General features: G+C 41.3%; 20 protein-coding genes. 12 read left to right on the top strand and 8 right to left on the bottom strand.

The features are described from left to right. The first annotated feature begins 155 nt into the window (after nt 1–155). A complete protein-coding gene (locus CL181_RS06025; protein WP_096205673.1) occupies nt 156–1,493 on the top strand; it encodes a DEAD/DEAH box helicase in 1,338 nt (445 codons plus the stop codon). 5 nt (nt 1,494–1,498) lie between these two features. After that, the gene (locus CL181_RS06020; protein ID WP_097298395.1) at nt 1,499–2,995 is read left to right on the top strand and encodes a DUF790 family protein; all 1,497 of its coding nucleotides are present in this window, start codon (nt 1,499–1,501) and stop codon (nt 2,993–2,995) included. A 45-nt stretch (nt 2,996–3,040) separates the two neighbouring features. Here CL181_RS06020 and CL181_RS06015 read toward each other — a convergent pair whose 3' ends face one another. The 7 genes from CL181_RS06015 to CL181_RS05990 all read right to left on the bottom strand — a co-directional run bounded on the left by CL181_RS06015 (nt 3,041) and on the right by CL181_RS05990 (nt 7,565). Continuing rightward, nucleotides 3,041–3,988: a bifunctional oligoribonuclease/PAP phosphatase NrnA gene (locus tag CL181_RS06015; RefSeq protein WP_096205679.1), complete on the bottom strand. Its 948-nt coding sequence runs from the start codon at nt 3,986–3,988 to the stop codon at nt 3,041–3,043. 2 nt (nt 3,989–3,990) lie between these two features. Next, on the bottom strand, nt 3,991–4,347 hold the full coding sequence (locus tag CL181_RS06010) for a prefoldin subunit beta (RefSeq protein WP_096205682.1): 357 nt from the start codon (nt 4,345–4,347) through the stop codon (nt 3,991–3,993). A 38-nt stretch (nt 4,348–4,385) separates the two neighbouring features. Continuing rightward, complete coding sequence (locus tag CL181_RS06005) at nt 4,386–4,640, bottom strand: KEOPS complex subunit Pcc1 (protein ID WP_096205684.1); 255 nt, start codon at nt 4,638–4,640, stop codon at nt 4,386–4,388. Nucleotides 4,641–4,690: 50 nt separating this feature from the next. Further along, on the bottom strand, nt 4,691–4,960 hold the full coding sequence (locus CL181_RS06000; protein WP_096205686.1) for a ParA family protein: 270 nt from the start codon (nt 4,958–4,960) through the stop codon (nt 4,691–4,693). Further along, nucleotides 4,957–5,196, bottom strand: a complete 240-nt coding sequence (locus tag CL181_RS21475) for a DUF5830 family protein (RefSeq protein ID WP_369332914.1) — start codon at nt 5,194–5,196, stop codon at nt 4,957–4,959. The genes CL181_RS06000 and CL181_RS21475 overlap by 4 nt, the downstream gene beginning before the upstream one ends. A gap of 372 nt (nt 5,197–5,568) precedes the next feature. Beyond that, nucleotides 5,569–6,153 (bottom strand): DUF169 domain-containing protein, encoded by a 585-nt coding sequence (locus tag CL181_RS05995; RefSeq protein ID WP_255251445.1) that lies wholly within the window; start codon nt 6,151–6,153, stop codon nt 5,569–5,571. A 29-nt stretch (nt 6,154–6,182) separates the two neighbouring features. After that, nucleotides 6,183–7,565 (bottom strand): hypothetical protein, encoded by a 1,383-nt coding sequence (locus tag CL181_RS05990; protein ID WP_096205688.1) that lies wholly within the window; start codon nt 7,563–7,565, stop codon nt 6,183–6,185. Nucleotides 7,566–7,676: 111 nt separating this feature from the next. Here CL181_RS05990 and CL181_RS05985 point away from each other — a divergent pair, with 111 nt between their 5' ends. From CL181_RS05985 to CL181_RS05965, 5 genes are all read left to right on the top strand, one after another. Further along, nucleotides 7,677–8,765 carry a flippase-like domain-containing protein gene (locus tag CL181_RS05985; protein ID WP_096205690.1) on the top strand — a complete coding sequence of 363 codons (1,089 nt, stop codon included), beginning with the start codon at nt 7,677–7,679 and terminating at the stop codon, nt 8,763–8,765. Between the two features lie 16 nt (nt 8,766–8,781). Beyond that, complete coding sequence (locus CL181_RS05980; RefSeq protein WP_096205691.1) at nt 8,782–9,381, top strand: diacylglycerol/polyprenol kinase family protein; 600 nt, start codon at nt 8,782–8,784, stop codon at nt 9,379–9,381. Nucleotides 9,382–9,449: 68 nt separating this feature from the next. Next, a complete protein-coding gene (locus tag CL181_RS05975; RefSeq protein ID WP_097298391.1) occupies nt 9,450–12,146 on the top strand; it encodes a hypothetical protein in 2,697 nt (898 codons plus the stop codon). Beyond that, nucleotides 12,143–12,745, top strand: a complete 603-nt coding sequence (locus CL181_RS05970) for a sarcinarray family MAST domain-containing protein (RefSeq protein WP_097298389.1) — start codon at nt 12,143–12,145, stop codon at nt 12,743–12,745. The genes CL181_RS05975 and CL181_RS05970 overlap by 4 nt, the downstream gene beginning before the upstream one ends. Nucleotides 12,746–12,900: 155 nt before the next feature. Then, complete coding sequence (locus CL181_RS05965) at nt 12,901–14,046, top strand: alanine--glyoxylate aminotransferase family protein (protein ID WP_097298387.1); 1,146 nt, start codon at nt 12,901–12,903, stop codon at nt 14,044–14,046. Nucleotides 14,047–14,089: 43 nt separating this feature from the next. On the opposite strand, the gene CL181_RS05960 is transcribed toward CL181_RS05965, so the two are convergent. Then, a complete protein-coding gene (locus tag CL181_RS05960) occupies nt 14,090–14,443 on the bottom strand; it encodes a hypothetical protein (protein ID WP_097298385.1) in 354 nt (117 codons plus the stop codon). 86 nt (nt 14,444–14,529) lie between these two features. Here CL181_RS05960 and CL181_RS05955 point away from each other — a divergent pair, with 86 nt between their 5' ends. From CL181_RS05955 to mfnA, 5 genes are all read left to right on the top strand, one after another. After that, a complete protein-coding gene (locus tag CL181_RS05955) occupies nt 14,530–14,763 on the top strand; it encodes a redoxin domain-containing protein (RefSeq protein ID WP_097298401.1) in 234 nt (77 codons plus the stop codon). A 149-nt stretch (nt 14,764–14,912) separates the two neighbouring features. Continuing rightward, nucleotides 14,913–15,185, top strand: coding sequence for a thioredoxin (trxA, locus tag CL181_RS05950; protein WP_096205828.1), 273 nt, complete (start codon nt 14,913–14,915; stop codon nt 15,183–15,185). 10 nt (nt 15,186–15,195) lie between these two features. Further along, entirely contained in the window at nt 15,196–16,179 is a 984-nt protein-coding gene (locus CL181_RS05945; RefSeq protein WP_096205826.1) for an MBL fold metallo-hydrolase, read from the top strand. Further along, entirely contained in the window at nt 16,179–16,826 is a 648-nt protein-coding gene (locus CL181_RS05940; protein WP_096205824.1) for a DUF116 domain-containing protein, read from the top strand. Before CL181_RS05945 ends, CL181_RS05940 begins: the two co-directional genes overlap by 1 nt. A gap of 257 nt (nt 16,827–17,083) precedes the next feature. Continuing rightward, on the top strand, nt 17,084–18,280 hold the full coding sequence (gene mfnA, locus CL181_RS05935; protein WP_096205822.1) for a tyrosine decarboxylase MfnA: 1,197 nt from the start codon (nt 17,084–17,086) through the stop codon (nt 18,278–18,280). Nucleotides 18,281–18,303 lie beyond the last annotated feature (23 nt).

The raw sequence follows: 18,303 nt of genomic DNA, 5'->3' as shown, positions 1-18,303 counted from the left end.
GGGAAGGGGGAGAGGGATTTAACTTATTGTGCATGTCGGTGAAAAACACACCTTTTTCGACGACCAGGGTATATTTCCCGAATAATGAACATTTCAATTAGTTTTACATCCCCTGCCAACGTTTATTAACACATAATTACGATTTCTATTAAATCATGCAACTTACTTTTAATCGGGGAACAATCGCGATCAGTGGGAATATGCGAATCCCAAACTCAACATGGGATGAGCGTTCCGGAACATTCAAAGCAATGGCTTTGCACTATAAAGATATTATTGATTACCTGAAAAATTCAGGCATCGAATTTACGGATAATGTCCTGGACCTCTTACCATGTCCTGATCTTCATAGCAACATTATTTTGAGGGATTATCAAAAACAGGCTCTTGATGCATGGATCCTAAATGGCCAGCGAGGAGTGCTCACATTACCAACAGGAAGCGGTAAAACTATTATTGGTATGAAGGCTATATGCTTGCTGAACACTCCAACAATAGTGATAGTTCCGACCCTTGACTTACTTGACCAGTGGCGTACCAAATTGAAGGAAGAGTTTAAAATCGAAGTGGGAATGCTTGGTGGCGGGGAGCATGATATCAAAGCCTTAACAGTTTCAACCTATGACTCTGCTTATATACATGCAGAAAAACTTGGCAATAAGTTTGGTCTTATAATCTTTGATGAAGTCCATCACCTTCCAGCCGAGAGCTTTAAACAAATTGCTGAGATGTTTGCTTCACCGTTCAGGATGGGTCTGACTGCTACCTATGAAAGAGAAGACGGATCTCATAGAGAGCTTAACAGGCTAATGGGTGGGAAGGTATTTGAGACGAAGATAAGAGAGCTTGCAGGAGAGTACCTATCACCTTTCAAGATCCAGAAGATTGTTGTTGAACTGACAGCAGAAGAACAAAAAGAGTATGATCTAAATCATGGAACCTTTACGGACTACCTGAGGAAAAATAATATCACAATCAGGACTCCATTGGATTTTCAGAAGATTGTAATCAGAAGCGGAAGAGATCCTGACGCAAGGAAGGCACTTCTTGCAAGAAATAAGGCAAGAGACATCGCCCTGAACAGTGTCTCGAAGATAGAAAAATTCTCAGAAATCCTGAAAAAACATAAAGAGGGGAGATTATTCGTTTTCACCGAACATAACAAACTGGTTCACATGATATCAAAGAGATTTCTAATACCAGCCATTACATACAGAACCGCGACCAGGGAAAGGAGCTATATTCTGGACAGGTTCAGATCAGGAATATATAGAGCGGTTGTTACATCGAGAGTTCTTGACGAGGGAATAGATGTTCCCGAAGCCGATGTTGGCGTTGTCTTGAGTGGAACAGGCAGTGAAAGAGCTTTCATACAGCGGCTGGGAAGGATACTCAGAAAGAAAGAAGGAAAGGAAGCTATCCTTTATGAAATTGTATCCGGTGAAACAAGTGAAATTAACACGGCAAGAAGGAGAAATAAAGCTATAAGGTAAGAAAAATGCTAACCAGTGACCTTCTTGTTACAAAGATCTACAACGGAAAAATAGAGCCTGTTTACGCTACGCTTGACCGGAAGAACCTGGAAATTTCAAGCTCGGTTATTAACCTGTTCCAGGAACATATCGGGAAAACATATGGGGAACTCGTTGAAGAAATCGAAGATTTTGAGGAGATAGATTACCGCTTGATCCGTGGACTAACTCAAATTCTTGAGAGAAGATGCATCATCGAGATGGATTCGCTCATAGAACCAGTCACTGCAAGAAGAACTGTTTTTGAGGAATGCAATGGCGCAGTTAGTGATATTAAGGAACGAAAAGAGATTATTGAAAGGATTGCCAGAAGATTGTCTATTGAGACTGATGCCTTTGAAAAGATTTTGTGGGCGGATATGGAAGAGAATCTCGTAATAAAAGAATTCAAGACCACAACACCTGAAAACCTGCTCAGGCAATATAATCTATCCCTGACGCAAACGCTTCTTTTTAAAGCATGGGGTATGGAAATTCAGATAGAAGGAAATTACCAGGATATCTTCTGGAAGATTAAACGGCTTGGATTAATGTACCTTATCCAGGATGGAAAAATAATCATCGATGGTCCTGTTAGCATATTCAAAATGACTGAAAAGTATGGTACAGCTCTGGCAAAGTTGCTGCCGACTATCATGAAGTGCAGCAAATGGAATTTGAAAGCAAGTATCATGAAAAAAACAATGCAGGGAAAAAAGATTTATGATTTTACCCTGGATAATACCAGACAGATTTTCAATATAGAAGCATACCCTAATATCGAGACTTTTGATAGTGCCATTGAAAAAGAGTTCTCTTTACTGAACTTCAACGGATGGTCATGTAAGAGAGAACCGGCATTGATGAAAGCAGGTCAGTATGCCTTTATTCCTGATTTTTCACTTGAGAGAAACGGTACCAGGATATACGTTGAAATCATTGGCTTCTGGACACCTGAATATCTCAAGAATAAAATCCAAAAGATAAATCTGCTGACAGAAAAGGAAAACTTGATACTCCTGGTGAATAATGATCTTGCTTGCTCAGGCCCGGAATTCAAAGTTGATAACCTGATTTTTTATGATAAGAAAATACCATATCTTGAGATACTGGAAATCTTGAGACGATATGAGGAGAAACAACTCGCTGAAGAAGTTGAAAAGCTTAAAAACATCGAAATTATTTTGCAGGGGAGTGTTATTGATCTTGATGAAATCGCAAGAAAATATGGTGTCGGCCTGGATGCCTTAAAGACTGTGATACGGCAGAAGATCAACGGGCATTCACTCATCGGAGACCAGCTTGTAGATAATCAAACTATTAAAACAATTCAGAGCGAACTGGATAGCATCAAAAAACATAGTGAAGCCATTATTATTTTCGAGAAATACGGAATAAAAAGCCAGCAGATGCTTGATATTCTCGGTTACAAAGTTAAATGGGTCGGACTTGATCCTGAAAATGCAGAAATATCGAGAGCATAAAAATATTGATGAGCAATGTGAGAATAATAATTCCAAATGGTTGACTTATAGTCGTTTTGTAATTGAATTTCTGGCATACCCGACACAGGCAGCAAGGATAGTTTCTACATCCCCTGATGCATCCATTCCTGCTGCGCCTTCATGACCGCCTCCGGTACCATTGAATTTGGCGCTAATATCTTCCATCAGTTTTGCCAGGTTTATGCCTGCATTCTGTATCTCCCTTCTTGCCCTGCCGCTCACCTTTACAACATCATCCCTTTTTGCGCCAACAAATGCAACGTCTGCGCCTATTGAGACAAGGCTTGAGGCTGCTGCGCCCCCGAAAGAATTCACATGCGATGAAACGATTATCCAGTCATCCACACGTTCTATGACCGAGCGCTGGGCTGCTTTTAAAAAGGCAATTCTCATTGAGACATCCTGCGGAACTGAAGATAAAAGATCAATAACTTCATTGTATTCTATACCGCTGATATCCATAAGTTCAGCTACAGCTCTGAATGAATCCGATGATGCATGCCTGAAGTTGCCTGTATCCGTGATTATTCCTGATAGCAGGGCAAAAGCAGTTCGCCGCATAATGGGTGCGCCCATTTTTTTTAAGACTTCAAGAACGATCTCGGCGGTTGAACTTTTATTGCGGTGAAGATGAAAAGCCGAATTTTCAGACAGTGAGGAGGTCGAATGATGGTCAATAACAGCATAAGACTTTAATGGAAACCCATTCAGCTGGGCAGGTGTGGACGTATCCACAACGACCACAAAGTCATAATCTCCCTTTGGCGAAAGTACATATTCTATATTCAACTGGCCGGCAATCTGGGACGCAACCCTGTCGCATCCGTCCACAACTCCAATCGTTCCCCCGATTGCTTCTTTTAGCGCAAATGCGCTTCCAAGGGCATCAGGGTCCGCATTCCTGTGACATAAATAAAGAATGTTGTTGTAGTCCAGCAGCTGGTTATAGAATTCAGATTCGTCTAACTCCATAATTACTTGGCGGCCGGAGTGCCGATCGCCTGTTTGAGCTGCTCCTGTAATTGCTGGAATCTTTTCTGGATGCGTTCTTCCTGTCGTGTAATAGTCTCTGCACGCAGGCCAAGCATATCTTTTTTCTCAACCAGGACATTTTTCGTTTTTTCACGTTCGGTCTTAATGAGCAAATCTCCAATAGCCCTGTAAACTACAGAGCTGTCATCAAGTTTTTCAATTTCTGCCAGAGCCAATTCTGTTTCTTTTAAGTTGATCTCGACCTGGTTCTTCTGGGCTGCCAGGGCTTGAGCCTGCTGCTGTATCTGCTGCAACTGTGCAAGCTGGTTTTGAATTTGTGGGGGTAATTCTGAACTCATTTAATTCACCTGTAAATCTGGTGTAGTATTGTATATCCTCAATTTATAACTTGTGTATCAGAAGTCAAAGAACACATCTCGTATGTGATTTTTATGAGCCGCAGCCATCCGTTCAAGGCAGCCCTCATCGAAACTGTGTCGTTTGCTTCAACTTTTAAAATAAGCGTATCACCCTTGAGCATAAGTGATGTTCTGGTGCGCTGGTAATCCTGGTCAAGTTCCGGAAGTAATGCTTCATAGATTATGCTGGCAGCATTTCCGGCATTGAATTCAAACTCTGCGAGAACTTGCATAATGTGATAAGTGTCTTGATGTTATTTAGATTATTGGAGTATGGATCAATTCATTTGAGAGGGCCATGTATGCCCTGACCCCTCTGAATCAGGAGCATAGTCAAAATCGTCTGCTTATGACTCGGTGCTTCTGCCAGCTTTACGCTTCGAGGAATGGTCGTATTCAGAACGATATTTCCAAACACCTCCCGTACCTTTTCTTTGATAGCCTTTGTAAGGTTTGTCCTTTCATCATATATAGTCAGAAGAACAGCGCCTACTTTCAGGCCTGGGTTCAGGTCTTCCCTGACCCGCGAGATCACGTTCATAAGCTGCGTCACTCCTTCAGGAGCATAGTCACGATCCTGGGCTTTTCAAATTCAAGACCTGATGCCTCTGGGGTAAGCACATATGTTTTCTCAGTTCGCTGCAGAAGCCCCTCTTTCTGGGCTGCTTCCAGGATTGCATCAATTGTATCGTAGTTTTTCGAGATTAGATTGTAAAGTAAATCCCGAATTTCAATTGGCTTTAACTTGATGGCGCCGAGTGCGGAGAGAAGTTCAAGGCCGGCGTGGATTTTGGGGTGCCGGGGGAAGGGGAGAGGATGGTTGTGTATATATTCTTAGATAATTAATATTATAATATTTTCCAGTTGAACCAATACACACATACCAGCTCAGATGAGCTTTTAAAAAATCTTTGTTTGTGGGAGGGAGATTCATTTCATCTATGTCCGGAAGATCGAAAAGGCTTGGAGCAATACCTCCCGCCAGCTTAACGTGAAACTTATAGATGGAACGGCACATGTAGCAAATTTCAAGTTCACATAGCAACGTGGACTTTCTGGGGAGAGTGGCTCCCCACCATTTTTTTCTTGGGAAAAAGGAATGTATCGTATGGTTAAACATTAAAATTGACCAACGCCAGCTTGATGAGCCTTTTCAGAAACTCATGAAAGGGTCTCAGGGATTTTTCCGAGAGCTTCATCGATATCTTTTGCTAATTCAAAAGGGATTCCTACAACCACCTCATCATCTCCATATTTGCTATGCTTCCTTGAACCTTTGCAACCCAGAGAGTAACTCAATTTTCCCCGCAATGGATTTACAGTACAATCGCTGCAAATTGATGCTATACCCCCGGTACTGATCTTGACTTGCTTCCCCTCAAGATATGCATAAGCCTGGATTATCCTCATCGCCCTGACGGGTTTCAGGTAAAGGATCAGGACATCGAATTTCTCTCCTTTAAAAGGAGTAATCCTTATTGAGCGGCCATTAATTTCAAACCTCTTTAACGAAGAAACAGCATTTGATGTCGCCTTCTGGTTCTTGTACCTGCCAGTACTGTTATAATAATCTCCCGGTGAGTTTTCCGCATTGCAAAAAACATATTCACAAACACTGCATCCCTGGCTCGTGATTATAAAAGATTCGCCATACCTTGCTCTATGCACGAGTTCACAATATAAAAGTGGACTTTCCGTGCCCTTTTCATTGGAAATAAGAATGCTTACAGGGTTTCCTTTTTCCATTAATCGCGTGATATTTTCCAGCATAAAAATCAATGGTCTATTGTTGTTAGCCCATCAACGTATCCGGTTTTCCGGGCTGTCACGCTGATAGTTCCTTGTCCTGCCGCATTAAGCTGCAACGTTACCTGGCCTGCAGAATTTGTTATGCCGTCAGTACTGATTCCGCCTCCTGAAACTGCAACTGTTGCCCCGCTTACCGCAGAACCTGCGCTTGTAACCATAAAAGTAACATATGTTGTTACCCAGTTGGTTAGACTGGATGGGCTTGCGATAATAGCAAGAGATTTCTGGCCTGAGCCTGATACACCAAGACTCATACTTCCAGTGGAGAAACCATTCTTTGTTGCAGTAGCAGTAATTCCACCCCCTGTTGAATTAACATATAATATGACCTGGCCGTTCTGGTTGGTGATCCCGCTTCCGCTAACAGCACCGGTAAGTGTGACAGTTGATTCGGCAACAGCATTACTACCGCTTGTCACTGTGAAAGTGACAAACTCAGGAACTCCTGCTGTGACTGTTGCAGGATTTGATTTTATGGACAATGATTGTATGCCGGTCGACGTGATAGTAGTAGAGCCTCCTGCATAGCCTGTCCTGCTCACAGATACAGTAATTGTGCCTGCTGTGCCGGGTGTCACAAGTAAAATGGCTTTTCCATCCTGGTTCGTGATCCCGCTTCCGGATGCTGTGCCGCTTAAGCTTACAAGGGCATCATTAACTCTTGATCCTCCGGCTGTAACTGTGAATGTGACATACATCGGAACATTTACTGCTACTGCACTGTGGCTTGAAGAAACGCTCAATGCCTGCTGGCTCGTGGATGTTATAGTGGTTGAACCTTCAGTATAATTCGATTTTCTTGCGATCGCCAGAATTGCACCTGTTTTAGGAGGATTTACTTGCAGGACAACTTCACCGTTACTGTTTGTAACCCCATCAAGTGAAATTCCCGCACCAGAGAGATTCACCAGAACATCTCCAACAGGTTTTCCAACACTGCTCGCGGAAAATGTCACAAAAGATGCCGTATTTGATGTAAGTAATGTGGGCGTGGCGCTGATAACAAGCCCTGGTATGGCAATCATAGTTGCCGTTGCATTATAATAACCAGCTTTTCCAGCAGTGACATTGATATTTCCTCCTGACGTGGCATTTACAGTCAAAGTCAACATCCCGTTTTTATCGGTTAATCCTGCACCTGATGCAGGCCCATCGAGATTTACGCTGGCGTTACTTATTACTTTATCATTGCCAAAAGTTATGAACGTGACATTAGTAGACTTTCCGACATCAACCTCGTTTGTAATTCCAATAATATATAATTGCGAAGATCCCAACCAACCTGTTACAAACCTGTCAGAAGCAAATCCTAATATCAGCCCTCCGATCAGTGCAATCAAAATAAACATTTTTGTTTTTCTCTCTTCATCGTATCTTCGAATAGCTCATCCCTCCGATATTCTATTTCAATTGTGATTAAGGTAAATATATATATATCTATCAATGTGGATTAAGGAAGAATGAAGCCTGGCGAGATAATCTTCATATTCAGGTTATTAACATTAGTTATTATACTCCGGCTAATCGATTATCAACAGCTTGTCATAATTCTTCGATCAATTGACCCAAACATGGTAATTCTTGCAATTTTGCTTGAACTGTGCGGATTCCTGATATGGGCCTTAAAATGGAAATTCCTTGTGGACAGGCTAAAGCCGGTAAAATTTTCAATCCTTTTCCTGGGGCTTATGGGAGAAAATGTTCTCAATACTAATGTAGCGCGCGCAAGAACATTTGGCGGTTTCGGAAAAGCGATGTTCCTGAAGAATGTAACCAATGATCATCGTCATGCTAACTGGTATGCTACTATTGTCATGGACCAGACAACGAACAGCTTTGTGTTTTCAATCCCTGTGAGCTTTTCTTTAATTTTTGTGCTGCTATTCCTGGATATACCCCGGTGGCTATCAATTTTATTAGAAGTGATAGCACTCATATTCTTCCTGCTGGCATTTTTTGCATATCTTTCTAAACATAAGATAAACAGGTCTGCTCAAGTTTCATTCTTCTATTTGATCCTTAAGAGAACATATTATTTTTCATTATTCAAATTCATCAGGAAAAGGTTTGACTCATATCAAATATTCGAAGAACTTTTAATAACAGGTATTGCTGAATTCGAAAAAACCTACAAATCGATCATGAAAGACAGAAAAATCCTTTCAATAGATATTGGTCTTTCTGTTCTTATGTTTGCATTCATTTATTTAAAAACTTATATGATCTTCCAGAGTGTGGGATATGATATTACCATTGCAGATCTCATAGTTTCCCTTTCCCTGGTCCTCTGGTTAATCTCTATTCTTCCGATTCCTGGAGGCCTGGGGATAAAAGAATTGATTATGGTAGGTATCTATTCAATGGTTGGAATACCAATAACCATTGCCGTCATAGTTTCCCTGATAGACAGGGTGATCTATTTGTTTTTTGTAATTTTCATTGCGTATGCAGCCATCTTTATAATGCGATTATTTCACATAGGGCAAAGAAAAGAGGACAAAGCAAAGGATGATATGCAAGGTATCATTGATATAGATAATTTGCGCTAAAAAGGAAAGTGAAAATTTGCATCGTGAAGACATTATCCATGAAGTGATAAGAAAAGCAGTACACGTGACCTCTATCATAATAGTCCTGACTTATCATTTTTTCGGCAAGGAAGCAGTGCTTCTTTTGCTCACGGTTTATTTGATCGTGATCCTTGAACTTGAGTATTTCAGGATAGAATGGGGGAAAAAAATACCTGTATTTCATAGCCTTTTCAGGGTAAAAGAAGCAGACAGGCTTGGAGGTCATGTATTTTTCACGATAGGCAGCATAATCGCAATTTCAGTTTTTTCTAAAGAGATTGCTTCGGCTGCCATCCTTATGACCACATTCGGGGATGCATCTGCAGCTATCTTCGGGAAGGTATTCGGACGGACATGGATCAAGGGATTGAAAAACAGGGCATATGAAGGCTGCGCTGCAGAGTTTGTCGTAGATATTATTATCGGATTGTTGTTCCTGCCAAACCTGATACTTGTCCTTGTGATGGCAGGTACGGCAACGATCGTTGAGACGATTACCAATAAGCTGGATGATAATCTCCTGATCCCGCTTTTTTCAGGATTTAACGGGCAGCTTACAGTTATTATTTTAACATATCTTAATTATCTTAACTAGTGGATAACTACAATATTTATGCTAATAGTAAACCTTATCAACAAAACAGTTCTTTTTCGCAGCCTTATATGCCCATAAAAAATGATAAGTGCTATAAAAATATCCACTTCCTCCGCGATGACTCAGCCCGCGTTCCCTTCGTTGTTATCGGCATATTCCTCGTGATCCTGTCCACCATCATCTCACTCAACCTCACACGCATGGATATAAAAATGGCAAAGACCATGTCATCAAATATTGAAATATCAGCGCCTGACCAGGCGCTGGCATATGCAAAGGCAGACCTGAAACGTGCTTTAAACTATGCAGGCATGGAAGCACTCAAGAAACTTGGAGAAACGCCGGTTATCAACCCTGATAACACAAGCCAATATTATAACGGCACAAACGGTGACACTTATAAATTCAATATGAACCGGGCGCGAGCCATGACAAATCAAACATTTGATGAGTATATGGTATCAAACTACATGTACGATACTTTCACATACGGCGGATACTCGGTGAACGTGGAACATCCTGATTCATGGGAAAAAATAACCATTACGCCGATAAGAACGAAACTCAACAGGACTATACGTCCGCCGCTATTTGAACCCGGACAGAATGGTTATGAAACATACTGGAAAGTATCCATACCTGTGAAAATTCATCTTAATGATCTTGATATGAAATCAGAACTTTTGAGCGAGAACACAATCGTGGAAACACTTATCACATCGCGATATCCGCTTTTGCATGATCTCACCGAGGAATACGAAATAAGAGTTAACGGGACAAATGCAGTGATGACAGAGACAACTGCGTTTGCAATGGCATACACATGGGGCCGCGGGTATATGCAATATGGAAAAGAAACACCCCTTAACATCGTTAACAACTCGCACCTTTCCCTGATCCTTAATGGGGCGCTGCTTCTTGACCAGGGTTTTGTTTTTAACTCAATTGATCCTATGAGCCTTGTTGAATATGCAAACGAGACCGCATACACGATTTTGGGAAAGAAAAAGAAATACGAGGATGTGACGCTTGATAATAATTCTATCAAAGTTGACCCGAAGGAGGATGCGTATAATTCAACTGGTGATCCTGATAAGGCAAAGGAAGAATCACAGAAAGGAAAATATGATTTTAATACCACGGTTATTACTGATTACCTGAACAATGATTCAAAGCCTGGCGGCTCGATCGTGAATAAGAAGATAAGAGCTGTCATCCCGCAGGTTTACAGTACACTTTTTGCAACTGGTGTTGCAAGGCAAACAACGGATTATCCTGGATCTCATGACGGATATGAGGAAAGTGACAGTATTGAGGAATGGGGCGAACCTGACAGCATGACGCAGACAGGAACGATAGCAAAAGACTCGTATATTCCCGGAAACCTGTATGGTGAAACCTGGGAGCTCACATGGACGCGAAATCATGTCTGGAGGCACACGTACTGGGTTACTGAATCGTGCGGAAAAGATTGTACGAAGCAGGTGCCGCATTATAATTATATGACCACTACTGATTCGCGCATGGATAGGGTCGCGATTACTTTGAAGGCTGTTGAGAATTCAAATACCAATATCAATCTTGATTTTGTAGGGAAGTCTCTTGCATCGAAAAATGACCTGTTCGGGACTTATGCTTCAAAGGATGTGACATACGGATACGGATTGACATACGGATTGACTCATAATTACATAGACCCGAATCTTGAACCTGCATACCTGCAATACAGGGATTTTTTCGATTCTAATAAAATATCGAACCTGAAGAACATGGGCTTAAATGGTGATACTGACAAAAAATCGTTTACAGTGGATGAACCCGCATGGGTTTCTGAGGAGGCGCAGTATGCTGTTGATGATATTACTGAACGGATGAGGAGTGATATTCATCTTGACCCTGATATCAATTATGAGAATTATCCTGTTCCTTCTGACCTGATCAATGCGGTACGGGATGACCTGATCGAGAAGATCTCCATTAGAGAGACAGGGTATGTGAATAAGTCAAATTATTTTTCAGGCAAGTATAATAGCGCAAGTGCAAAGGTGATTTCTGTTATCCGCGAGTGGTATATTGACCAGGTGAAGTATCAGATACGGGAGAAGTTTTCTGAAGGGAGTAAAAGAATCGATGATGAGATAAAGAAAAACTTTTCCGAACCTGATAAAGTGAAGCAGGCAAACCGTGATGCTGCAAAGTTCCTGTCGCGCGGGTTCAAGCTGCCTCTTGCTGTTAGTATGAGGGCATATCATGTGGATGAGAATGGGAATATTTATGAGCCAGGGAAGCTTCAGGCATGGAATGAGAGCGTGACTTTGTTGATCAACCAGGAGCCGAATTATCTGGATGCATTCAAACCGCTTCCTTCTAATCCGAGATTGTATACTTTGAAGTTGAGGAATATTAATCTACTGGGTCAAACCGGAATTAACATTTTACCTTCTTTGGAGCCATGGATTGCCACGTTTAATGCGTGGGCTATAAATGTGGAAGGTGAGTTTGTAGTATTTGAGGTGCAGGATATTGATAATGAAGTACATCCTGATCCGATTTTCGGACACGAAGCACAGGTATATGTTCGAAAAGAAGATTTTGGCATTATTGACAAAGTGACAGGTTTACCGATAGGAGATAATATTCCGATTAAATTCAATTTTACGACAGGGACTTTCATAGTAGTACCTCCTGGAAAAATATTAGGTATTGGGGATAAAAATATAATCAATCCAATTGAAGAAACTGATGGTTATAAGGTGATAAGATGAATATTAAATATAAATTATTTTTTTCAATTTTTGTTTTAATTATTAATTTACATATAATAGCAGCTGAGGAAAATGATTATGGAATTGTTAAAGCGTGGTTTAATGAAAAAAATGCAACAATGGAAACTGTCGAAGACGTTAGATTAAAAATTGGTGAACCTTCTGAAGTTAAAATTGAAGTCACCTCAAAAATTAATGGCCATGTAATAATTGCATTGACTGAACCTGGGGTTACAAAAGCCTTTAAAATATTAAATGGACCAAGTGAAGAAGAAAAAAGAATTGATAATCTTAATATTAATTCTGGATGGTCAAAAACCTATATTTGGACAGTAGCTCCAAATGGTGCCTGGAAAAACGCTAACACACCTATTAATCTTTTTATAAAATTTTATGATACAAAAGCTAAAAAGGAAAAAATTATCCAATTCACCATCGCCAATCCCTACATCCTCGACGAGCAGTACACCGGCGCCGCCACGACTCCCGCGCCGGAAATAACAGGAACGGGCGCTCCGGCGAAAGCAACGCCGTTCCCTTCTGTGATTTTTGTCTTTACGGCGCTGCTTGTTGCCTGGCGCTTCAGAACGAGAGCATGACTCTGTTGATCAACCAGGAGCCGAATTACCTGGATGCTGAATTAATTCCACTTTTATTTCTCATTTTTGATCCATTTTTACCTCATAATCCCTATATTACTGCAAAAGATATACATGCAAGTTAGTTGTATAGGAAAAAATCAGGAGAATATCATATGAATCTTGAAAATAACTTATTGATGATACCGGGTCCTGTGCCCGTTGCACCAAGGATATTAAGAGCCATGTCCAGACCCATTATCGGGCATCGGGGCAAGGAATTCGGTGACATGTACAGTGAATGCCGGACAACGCTCCAGGAGCTTTTCGGTACCAAAAACGACATGTATATAATCACAGGGTCGGGGAGCTGTGCCATGGAGGCTGCGGTTAGCAACAATATCGGGGAAAAAGATACTCTTATAACAATTGAGAACGGGAAATTCGGGGAACGCTTCAGGGAGATCGGAGAACGCTTCGGCAAAGTCAGGGCTGTAAAATTTGACTGGACAAAAGGTGAATCCATTGAACTTGACAGTGTTGAAAGCGCGCTGGCAGAAGGAGCAAAAGCAATAACTCTTGTTCATAATGATACATCAGTTGGCATCAAGAATCCTGCAAAAGAAATAGGCGATCTGGCAAAAAAATACGGCGCCATATTTATCATGGACGGCGTGACTACTATTGGCGGGGATGAAGTTCTTGTTGATAAATGGGGTGTGGATATTGCTGTCGTAGGCTCCCAGAAATGCATAGGCGCACCTCCGGGATTATCTGCAATATCTGTGAGCAAGAAAGCATGGGAATCCATGGTTGATAAGCCTCCTTATTATATAGATCTTAAAGCTTATAAAAAATCAGCAAATAAAGAAACAGCCCAGACACCTTATACTCCTGCAGTATCCCTGTTTTTTGCAATGCAGGAAGCGCTTCGTATCGTAAAGGAAGAAGGACTCGAGGCCCGCATCATGAGGCATGCAAAATTTGCAGAGGCACTCAGGGCGGCAGCCGATGCCATGAATGTCGAAATGTTCCCGCAATTGAATAAATATAGTAAATACTCAAATACCGTAACAGCGATGAAAATACCCACAGGTATCGATGATAAGAAACTGCGAAATGGGATAAAGGAATTAGGCATCCAGGTTTCAGGCGGCCAGGGCGCTCTTGAAGGCAAAATATTCAGGATAGGGAGCATGGGCAATATCAGCAAGCTGGATATTCTAAGCACGGTACAGGCAGTGGAAATTGTTCTCCATAAGAATGATGTGGTCAAGAAAATGGGGCCTGGTGTAGAAGCTGCAAGTAATGTGTTGAAATAGATTTTAAAAATAACAAAATAAATTAAATAAAAAATCAATAAATCTACTGATGCTGTTTTAATTCAGTAGATTTTATATCTTGCAGGACCTGGGAGATCAGCTTTTTGGCATTTTGCAGATGAGCTGTTCCGCTTCCTGCCAGCTGTGTAAAGTTATCCTGTATGAAAACTTCATTTTCCTGTATCAAATAAATGTAATAAACAAGTATTACCCAGTAAACGACAGCACCCACAAACATTGCAGTTGCAATTCCAAGCAACTGGTAATAGACCATAGCGGTTGTCATTCCGCCGGGTTGTAAAATATTAATAGCTGCTATGAAGTTATAAAATATTATCAAACCAATAATTATTGGTATTATTCCTATTACTAACAAGTTGTTTTTACTCAGTCTCATCTTTCCACCTGTATTATGATTATAATATGCAAATTTACTATTTAAAGCTGTCTAATGATAATGACAAGAGTTAATAACAAAAGTTAATAAAAAAAGTTAATCTTGGAATAAAAAATACCAGGCTTCTTTCTGATTTCTGGCCTCACGGCAAAGTTGCTGCTCTCTATGGGGTATTCAACGAGAAAGAGGGAATTTCCGAACGGGCGAATATTATTATTGATGAGAACGGAAAGATAGTATTCGTGAAGATTTATCCAGTTACTCAGTTACTTGATATTGAAGAAATAATAAAAGTCCTTGAAGATATGGAGCCAAAATAAAGTCTGGATGGGCAACAATTTTAAATCATAAGTGTATTATTAGGTATCGTAGCAGGTAAAAAATATGTCAGATAAAAAAGCGGAGAAAAAAACGCCGATTAAGGAAAAATGCAAATCGTGCAACATCTGCTTCAAGAGGAGGAAATCAAATGAGTAAAGTTGTTCTAATGGATTTTTTTGCAGAATGGTGCGGTCCCTGCAAGATGCAGGATCCGATCATCGAAGAGCTTAAGAAAAAATTCGGGGATAAAGTGGAATTCAAGAAAATTGACGTTGACAACAATAATGAATTGGCCGCTAAATTCACAGTGCATGCAATCCCTACACTGGTAATAGAAAAAGATGGAGCCGTATTCAAGCGATATACCGGCGTAACCCGCGCGAATGTTCTTGAATCGGATTTAAACGCAGCCTTAAAATAGCGTGGTTTGATTGAAACCTTTATTTGACCTTGGTGTGCTGCCGATCAGGCACAGGACAGATAAGGGATTCAAACCCCATATTTCACTTGTTTTCAATGCAGGGAAACGGTTGACTTTTTCCGTGGATACTACGAACTCCCGTTTCCACCAGCCTGATGCATACCTTATAACCCATGCACATTCAGACCATCATGGCAGGTCTGCAATGCTCTCGAAGAATGCTGTCTGTTCGCAGGAAACTGCACAGGCACTTGAAATCCTTTACGGGAAAAAATATGCAGGAAGAACATTCAGGATCGGTGACAGTATTGACATTGCCGGCGTTGAAGTAAAAACATATCCTACACATCATACAATAGGTTCATGTGCTTTTTACTGGAAAAATGATGTGGGTACAAGGATCATGGTCACAGGTGACGTCAAAGACTCAAGAGACCTGCCAGACTGCGATTGTCTTGTCACTGAAGCAAATTATGGAGACCCTAATGACCCGAAATGTCATTTCGAAGATGATCTGGGTGCATTCAGGGAATCCCTGGAAGAAATGCCCAATGATATTGCTTTTGGCGCTTATGCATTCGGGAAGGCTCAGCGTGCAGTCAAACTGATTCGTGAATCCGGTTATTCGGGAAAGATCGGTATGGATCCGGTATCTCATGCTCTTACTGACGGATTAATGAAAAATGCGGGGCAGCTTGTTGATCTTGATAGCAATTGCGGTATTAAAATAACTACACCCGGTGAAATTTCCGGCCTCACCTGCGCAACGAAATTCATACTGACAGGACGAAAGGATATTAAATTTCCTACTATCAATATCAGCGACCACATGGATGTGAACGGTCTTATCGGTATGACAAAACAATGCGCACCGTCAGCAGTTATCACATACCACCCGGGCGGCAACCGTCCCCTTAAGCTTGCTGCGTATCTAAGGAAAAATGGGGTTTATGCGAAAGCCCTTGAAGAAATAAATACTATTCTTGAAATTTGATGGCAATAGAAATTGAACCTTTATTCACAATAATCGGCGAAGCTGTAGTATACTTTGCGGCTTTTTTATTGATAATAGCAATTATGGGTTCACTGCTTATTGCTTATTCATTTAAGACCGAGAAGTTTATTTTTCCGGGATTTATGCTTTTCTCTATCACTCTTCTTGAAAACCTGGTCAAGGCTTTATTCAGGCTTATCAAAATGGATGATTCCATTGTAGATGATGTGGGTATTGCACTTAAGAACAAGATATCTCTGCGAAAATTCAGGGACACGCCGATCAATAAACGACTGATATTTTTTCCACAATGCTTAAGAGCCATCACCTGCCCATCCAAGCTCAGTCCCGAAGGCATGCAGTGCGAAAATTGCGGTGCATGCGAGATAGGACAGGCCAAGAAAAGCGCAGAAATGCTTGGTTATAAGGTTTTTATTGTACCAGGTTCAAGTTTTATCAGGCGGCTAGTACGAAAACACAAGCCGGAGGCAATACTGGGGGTTGGGTGTATGACCGAAATAAAAGCCGGGATTGAAATGTGCGAGAAAATCGATCTTTTTGGTGTTGGTATCGTTCTTGAGAAGGCAGGATGTGTTTCCACAGTCCTTGACTGGGATAAGTTCTACGAGTTCATCGAAAGTTCATGAGAATAAGCATTTTTTGAGGTTTTTATTGTTATTCAATATGCTATGAACTATTTTAAACTAAAAAAGACCGTGTTATAGCTTAGAAACTGAAAAATAACCCTTAAAAATGTCGGCTTATTTATATCTCATCTGGCATATCTGAAAATATAGAGGAGCAGTTACAAACCATCATCATGGATTCCATCCAGACCTTTTTGGCTCCTCTAATCCTATACAATAAACAAACTTTTATAAGCAAGTATTCGGGAGTTTAGGACATGAACCTGAAAGGGCACTCTGAAAAGGAAGTACTATCCCGGCTTAAAAACGCTATGCAAAAAGACACTTCCTATGATAAGGTCATGAGTGCCATGTGCACACAACCCCACCCCATAGCTGTAAAAGCCCACATGCAATTCATTGCATCAAATATGGGGGACTTTGGTTTATTCCAGGGGACAAAGGAACTTGAAGATAAAGTAATAAAGATGATGGGATACATGCTCGGTGATGGTAATGCATGCGGTTACATTACGACAGGGGGCACGGAATCCAATATCCAGGCGTTGAGGACTGCCAGGAACATGAGCAAAAAGAAGCGTCCGAACATGATCGTTCCATTTTCAGCCCATTTCTCTTTCGATAAGATAGCGGATCTCCTTGGAATAGAGATAAGAAAAGCTTCGCTTGATACGGAATTCAAGGTGGATATGGACTCAGTTTCAGACCTTATCGATAGCAACACCATTGCTCTTGTTGGTATTGCAGGCTCAACAGAATTCGGCCAGATCGATCCGATAGACAGGCTGGCCAAACTTGCGTTATCAAATAACCTGTTCTTGCATGTGGACGCAGCTTTTGGAGGATATGTCATACCTTTTCTTGATAAAAAATATGATTTTGATTTTTCAGTGAAAGGAGTTACATCAATAACAGCAGATCCCCATAAAATGGGCATGTCCACTATTCCGGCAGGAGGTCTCCTGTTCAGGGAAGAGGCCTGTCTTCTTCCACTGGAGATCGACACGCCCTACCTGACGATCAGGAAGCAGCATTCCCTGGTTGGCACACGAAGCGGGGCAGCAGTTGCGGCTGCATATGCCGTTATGACGCATCTTGGAACAGAAGGATACAAAGAAATTGTGAAAAGATGTATGAAAATGACCGGCAGGCTTGTAGAGGGCGCCTGTGACCTGGGAATTGACCCGCTGATCGAGCCTGCAATGAACATCGTAGCGCTTGACGTACCTGATCTTGATGACGTCAGGAAAAAATTGCGTTCCAGGGGCTGGGTTACTTCTTTAACGCGAAACCCAAAAGCCATGAGATTGATAATAATGCCGCATCTTACTGAGGATACCATTGATTCGTTTATTTCCGATCTTGGTGAATGCATTCACGATAATGGGGGTGCAGGGGGTAGCGGATGCCCCATACTTCATTGCGGGGAGGAAGCGTACCCCGCCTTAAAGTGATAGTAAACTGTATATACATTGAA

It is taken from the genome of Candidatus Methanoperedens sp. BLZ2, from assembly GCF_002487355.1.
GTDB lineage: Archaea > Halobacteriota > Methanosarcinia > Methanosarcinales > Methanoperedenaceae > Methanoperedens.
Note: the sequence above shows the minus strand (reverse complement) of the source record. Positions and strands in the feature narration are given on the sequence as shown.

What these genes read in the sequence shown, in the direction of transcription:
- CL181_RS06005 (WP_096205684.1), bottom strand. Translation starts at nt 4,640, where the DNA reads ATGCAAGTTCTCGCAGAGTTTGAATTCAATGCCGGAAATGCTGCCAGC.
- CL181_RS05940 (WP_096205824.1), top strand. Translation starts at nt 16,179, where the DNA reads ATGGCAATAGAAATTGAACCTTTATTCACAATAATCGGCGAAGCTGTA.
- trxA (WP_096205828.1), top strand. Translation starts at nt 14,913, where the DNA reads ATGAGTAAAGTTGTTCTAATGGATTTTTTTGCAGAATGGTGCGGTCCC.
- CL181_RS05995 (WP_255251445.1), bottom strand. Translation starts at nt 6,153, where the DNA reads ATGGAAAAAGGAAACCCTGTAAGCATTCTTATTTCCAATGAAAAGGGC.
- mfnA (WP_096205822.1), top strand. Translation starts at nt 17,084, where the DNA reads ATGAACCTGAAAGGGCACTCTGAAAAGGAAGTACTATCCCGGCTTAAA.
- CL181_RS05960 (WP_097298385.1), bottom strand. Translation starts at nt 14,443, where the DNA reads ATGAGACTGAGTAAAAACAACTTGTTAGTAATAGGAATAATACCAATA.
- CL181_RS05970 (WP_097298389.1), top strand. Translation starts at nt 12,143, where the DNA reads ATGAATATTAAATATAAATTATTTTTTTCAATTTTTGTTTTAATTATT.
- CL181_RS06020 (WP_097298395.1), top strand. Translation starts at nt 1,499, where the DNA reads ATGCTAACCAGTGACCTTCTTGTTACAAAGATCTACAACGGAAAAATA.
- CL181_RS05965 (WP_097298387.1), top strand. Translation starts at nt 12,901, where the DNA reads ATGAATCTTGAAAATAACTTATTGATGATACCGGGTCCTGTGCCCGTT.
- CL181_RS05975 (WP_097298391.1), top strand. Translation starts at nt 9,450, where the DNA reads ATGCCCATAAAAAATGATAAGTGCTATAAAAATATCCACTTCCTCCGC.
- CL181_RS06025 (WP_096205673.1), top strand. Translation starts at nt 156, where the DNA reads ATGCAACTTACTTTTAATCGGGGAACAATCGCGATCAGTGGGAATATG.
- CL181_RS05985 (WP_096205690.1), top strand. Translation starts at nt 7,677, where the DNA reads ATGAAGCCTGGCGAGATAATCTTCATATTCAGGTTATTAACATTAGTT.
- CL181_RS06010 (WP_096205682.1), bottom strand. Translation starts at nt 4,347, where the DNA reads ATGAGTTCAGAATTACCCCCACAAATTCAAAACCAGCTTGCACAGTTG.
- CL181_RS06015 (WP_096205679.1), bottom strand. Translation starts at nt 3,988, where the DNA reads ATGGAGTTAGACGAATCTGAATTCTATAACCAGCTGCTGGACTACAAC.
- CL181_RS05990 (WP_096205688.1), bottom strand. Translation starts at nt 7,565, where the DNA reads ATGTTTATTTTGATTGCACTGATCGGAGGGCTGATATTAGGATTTGCT.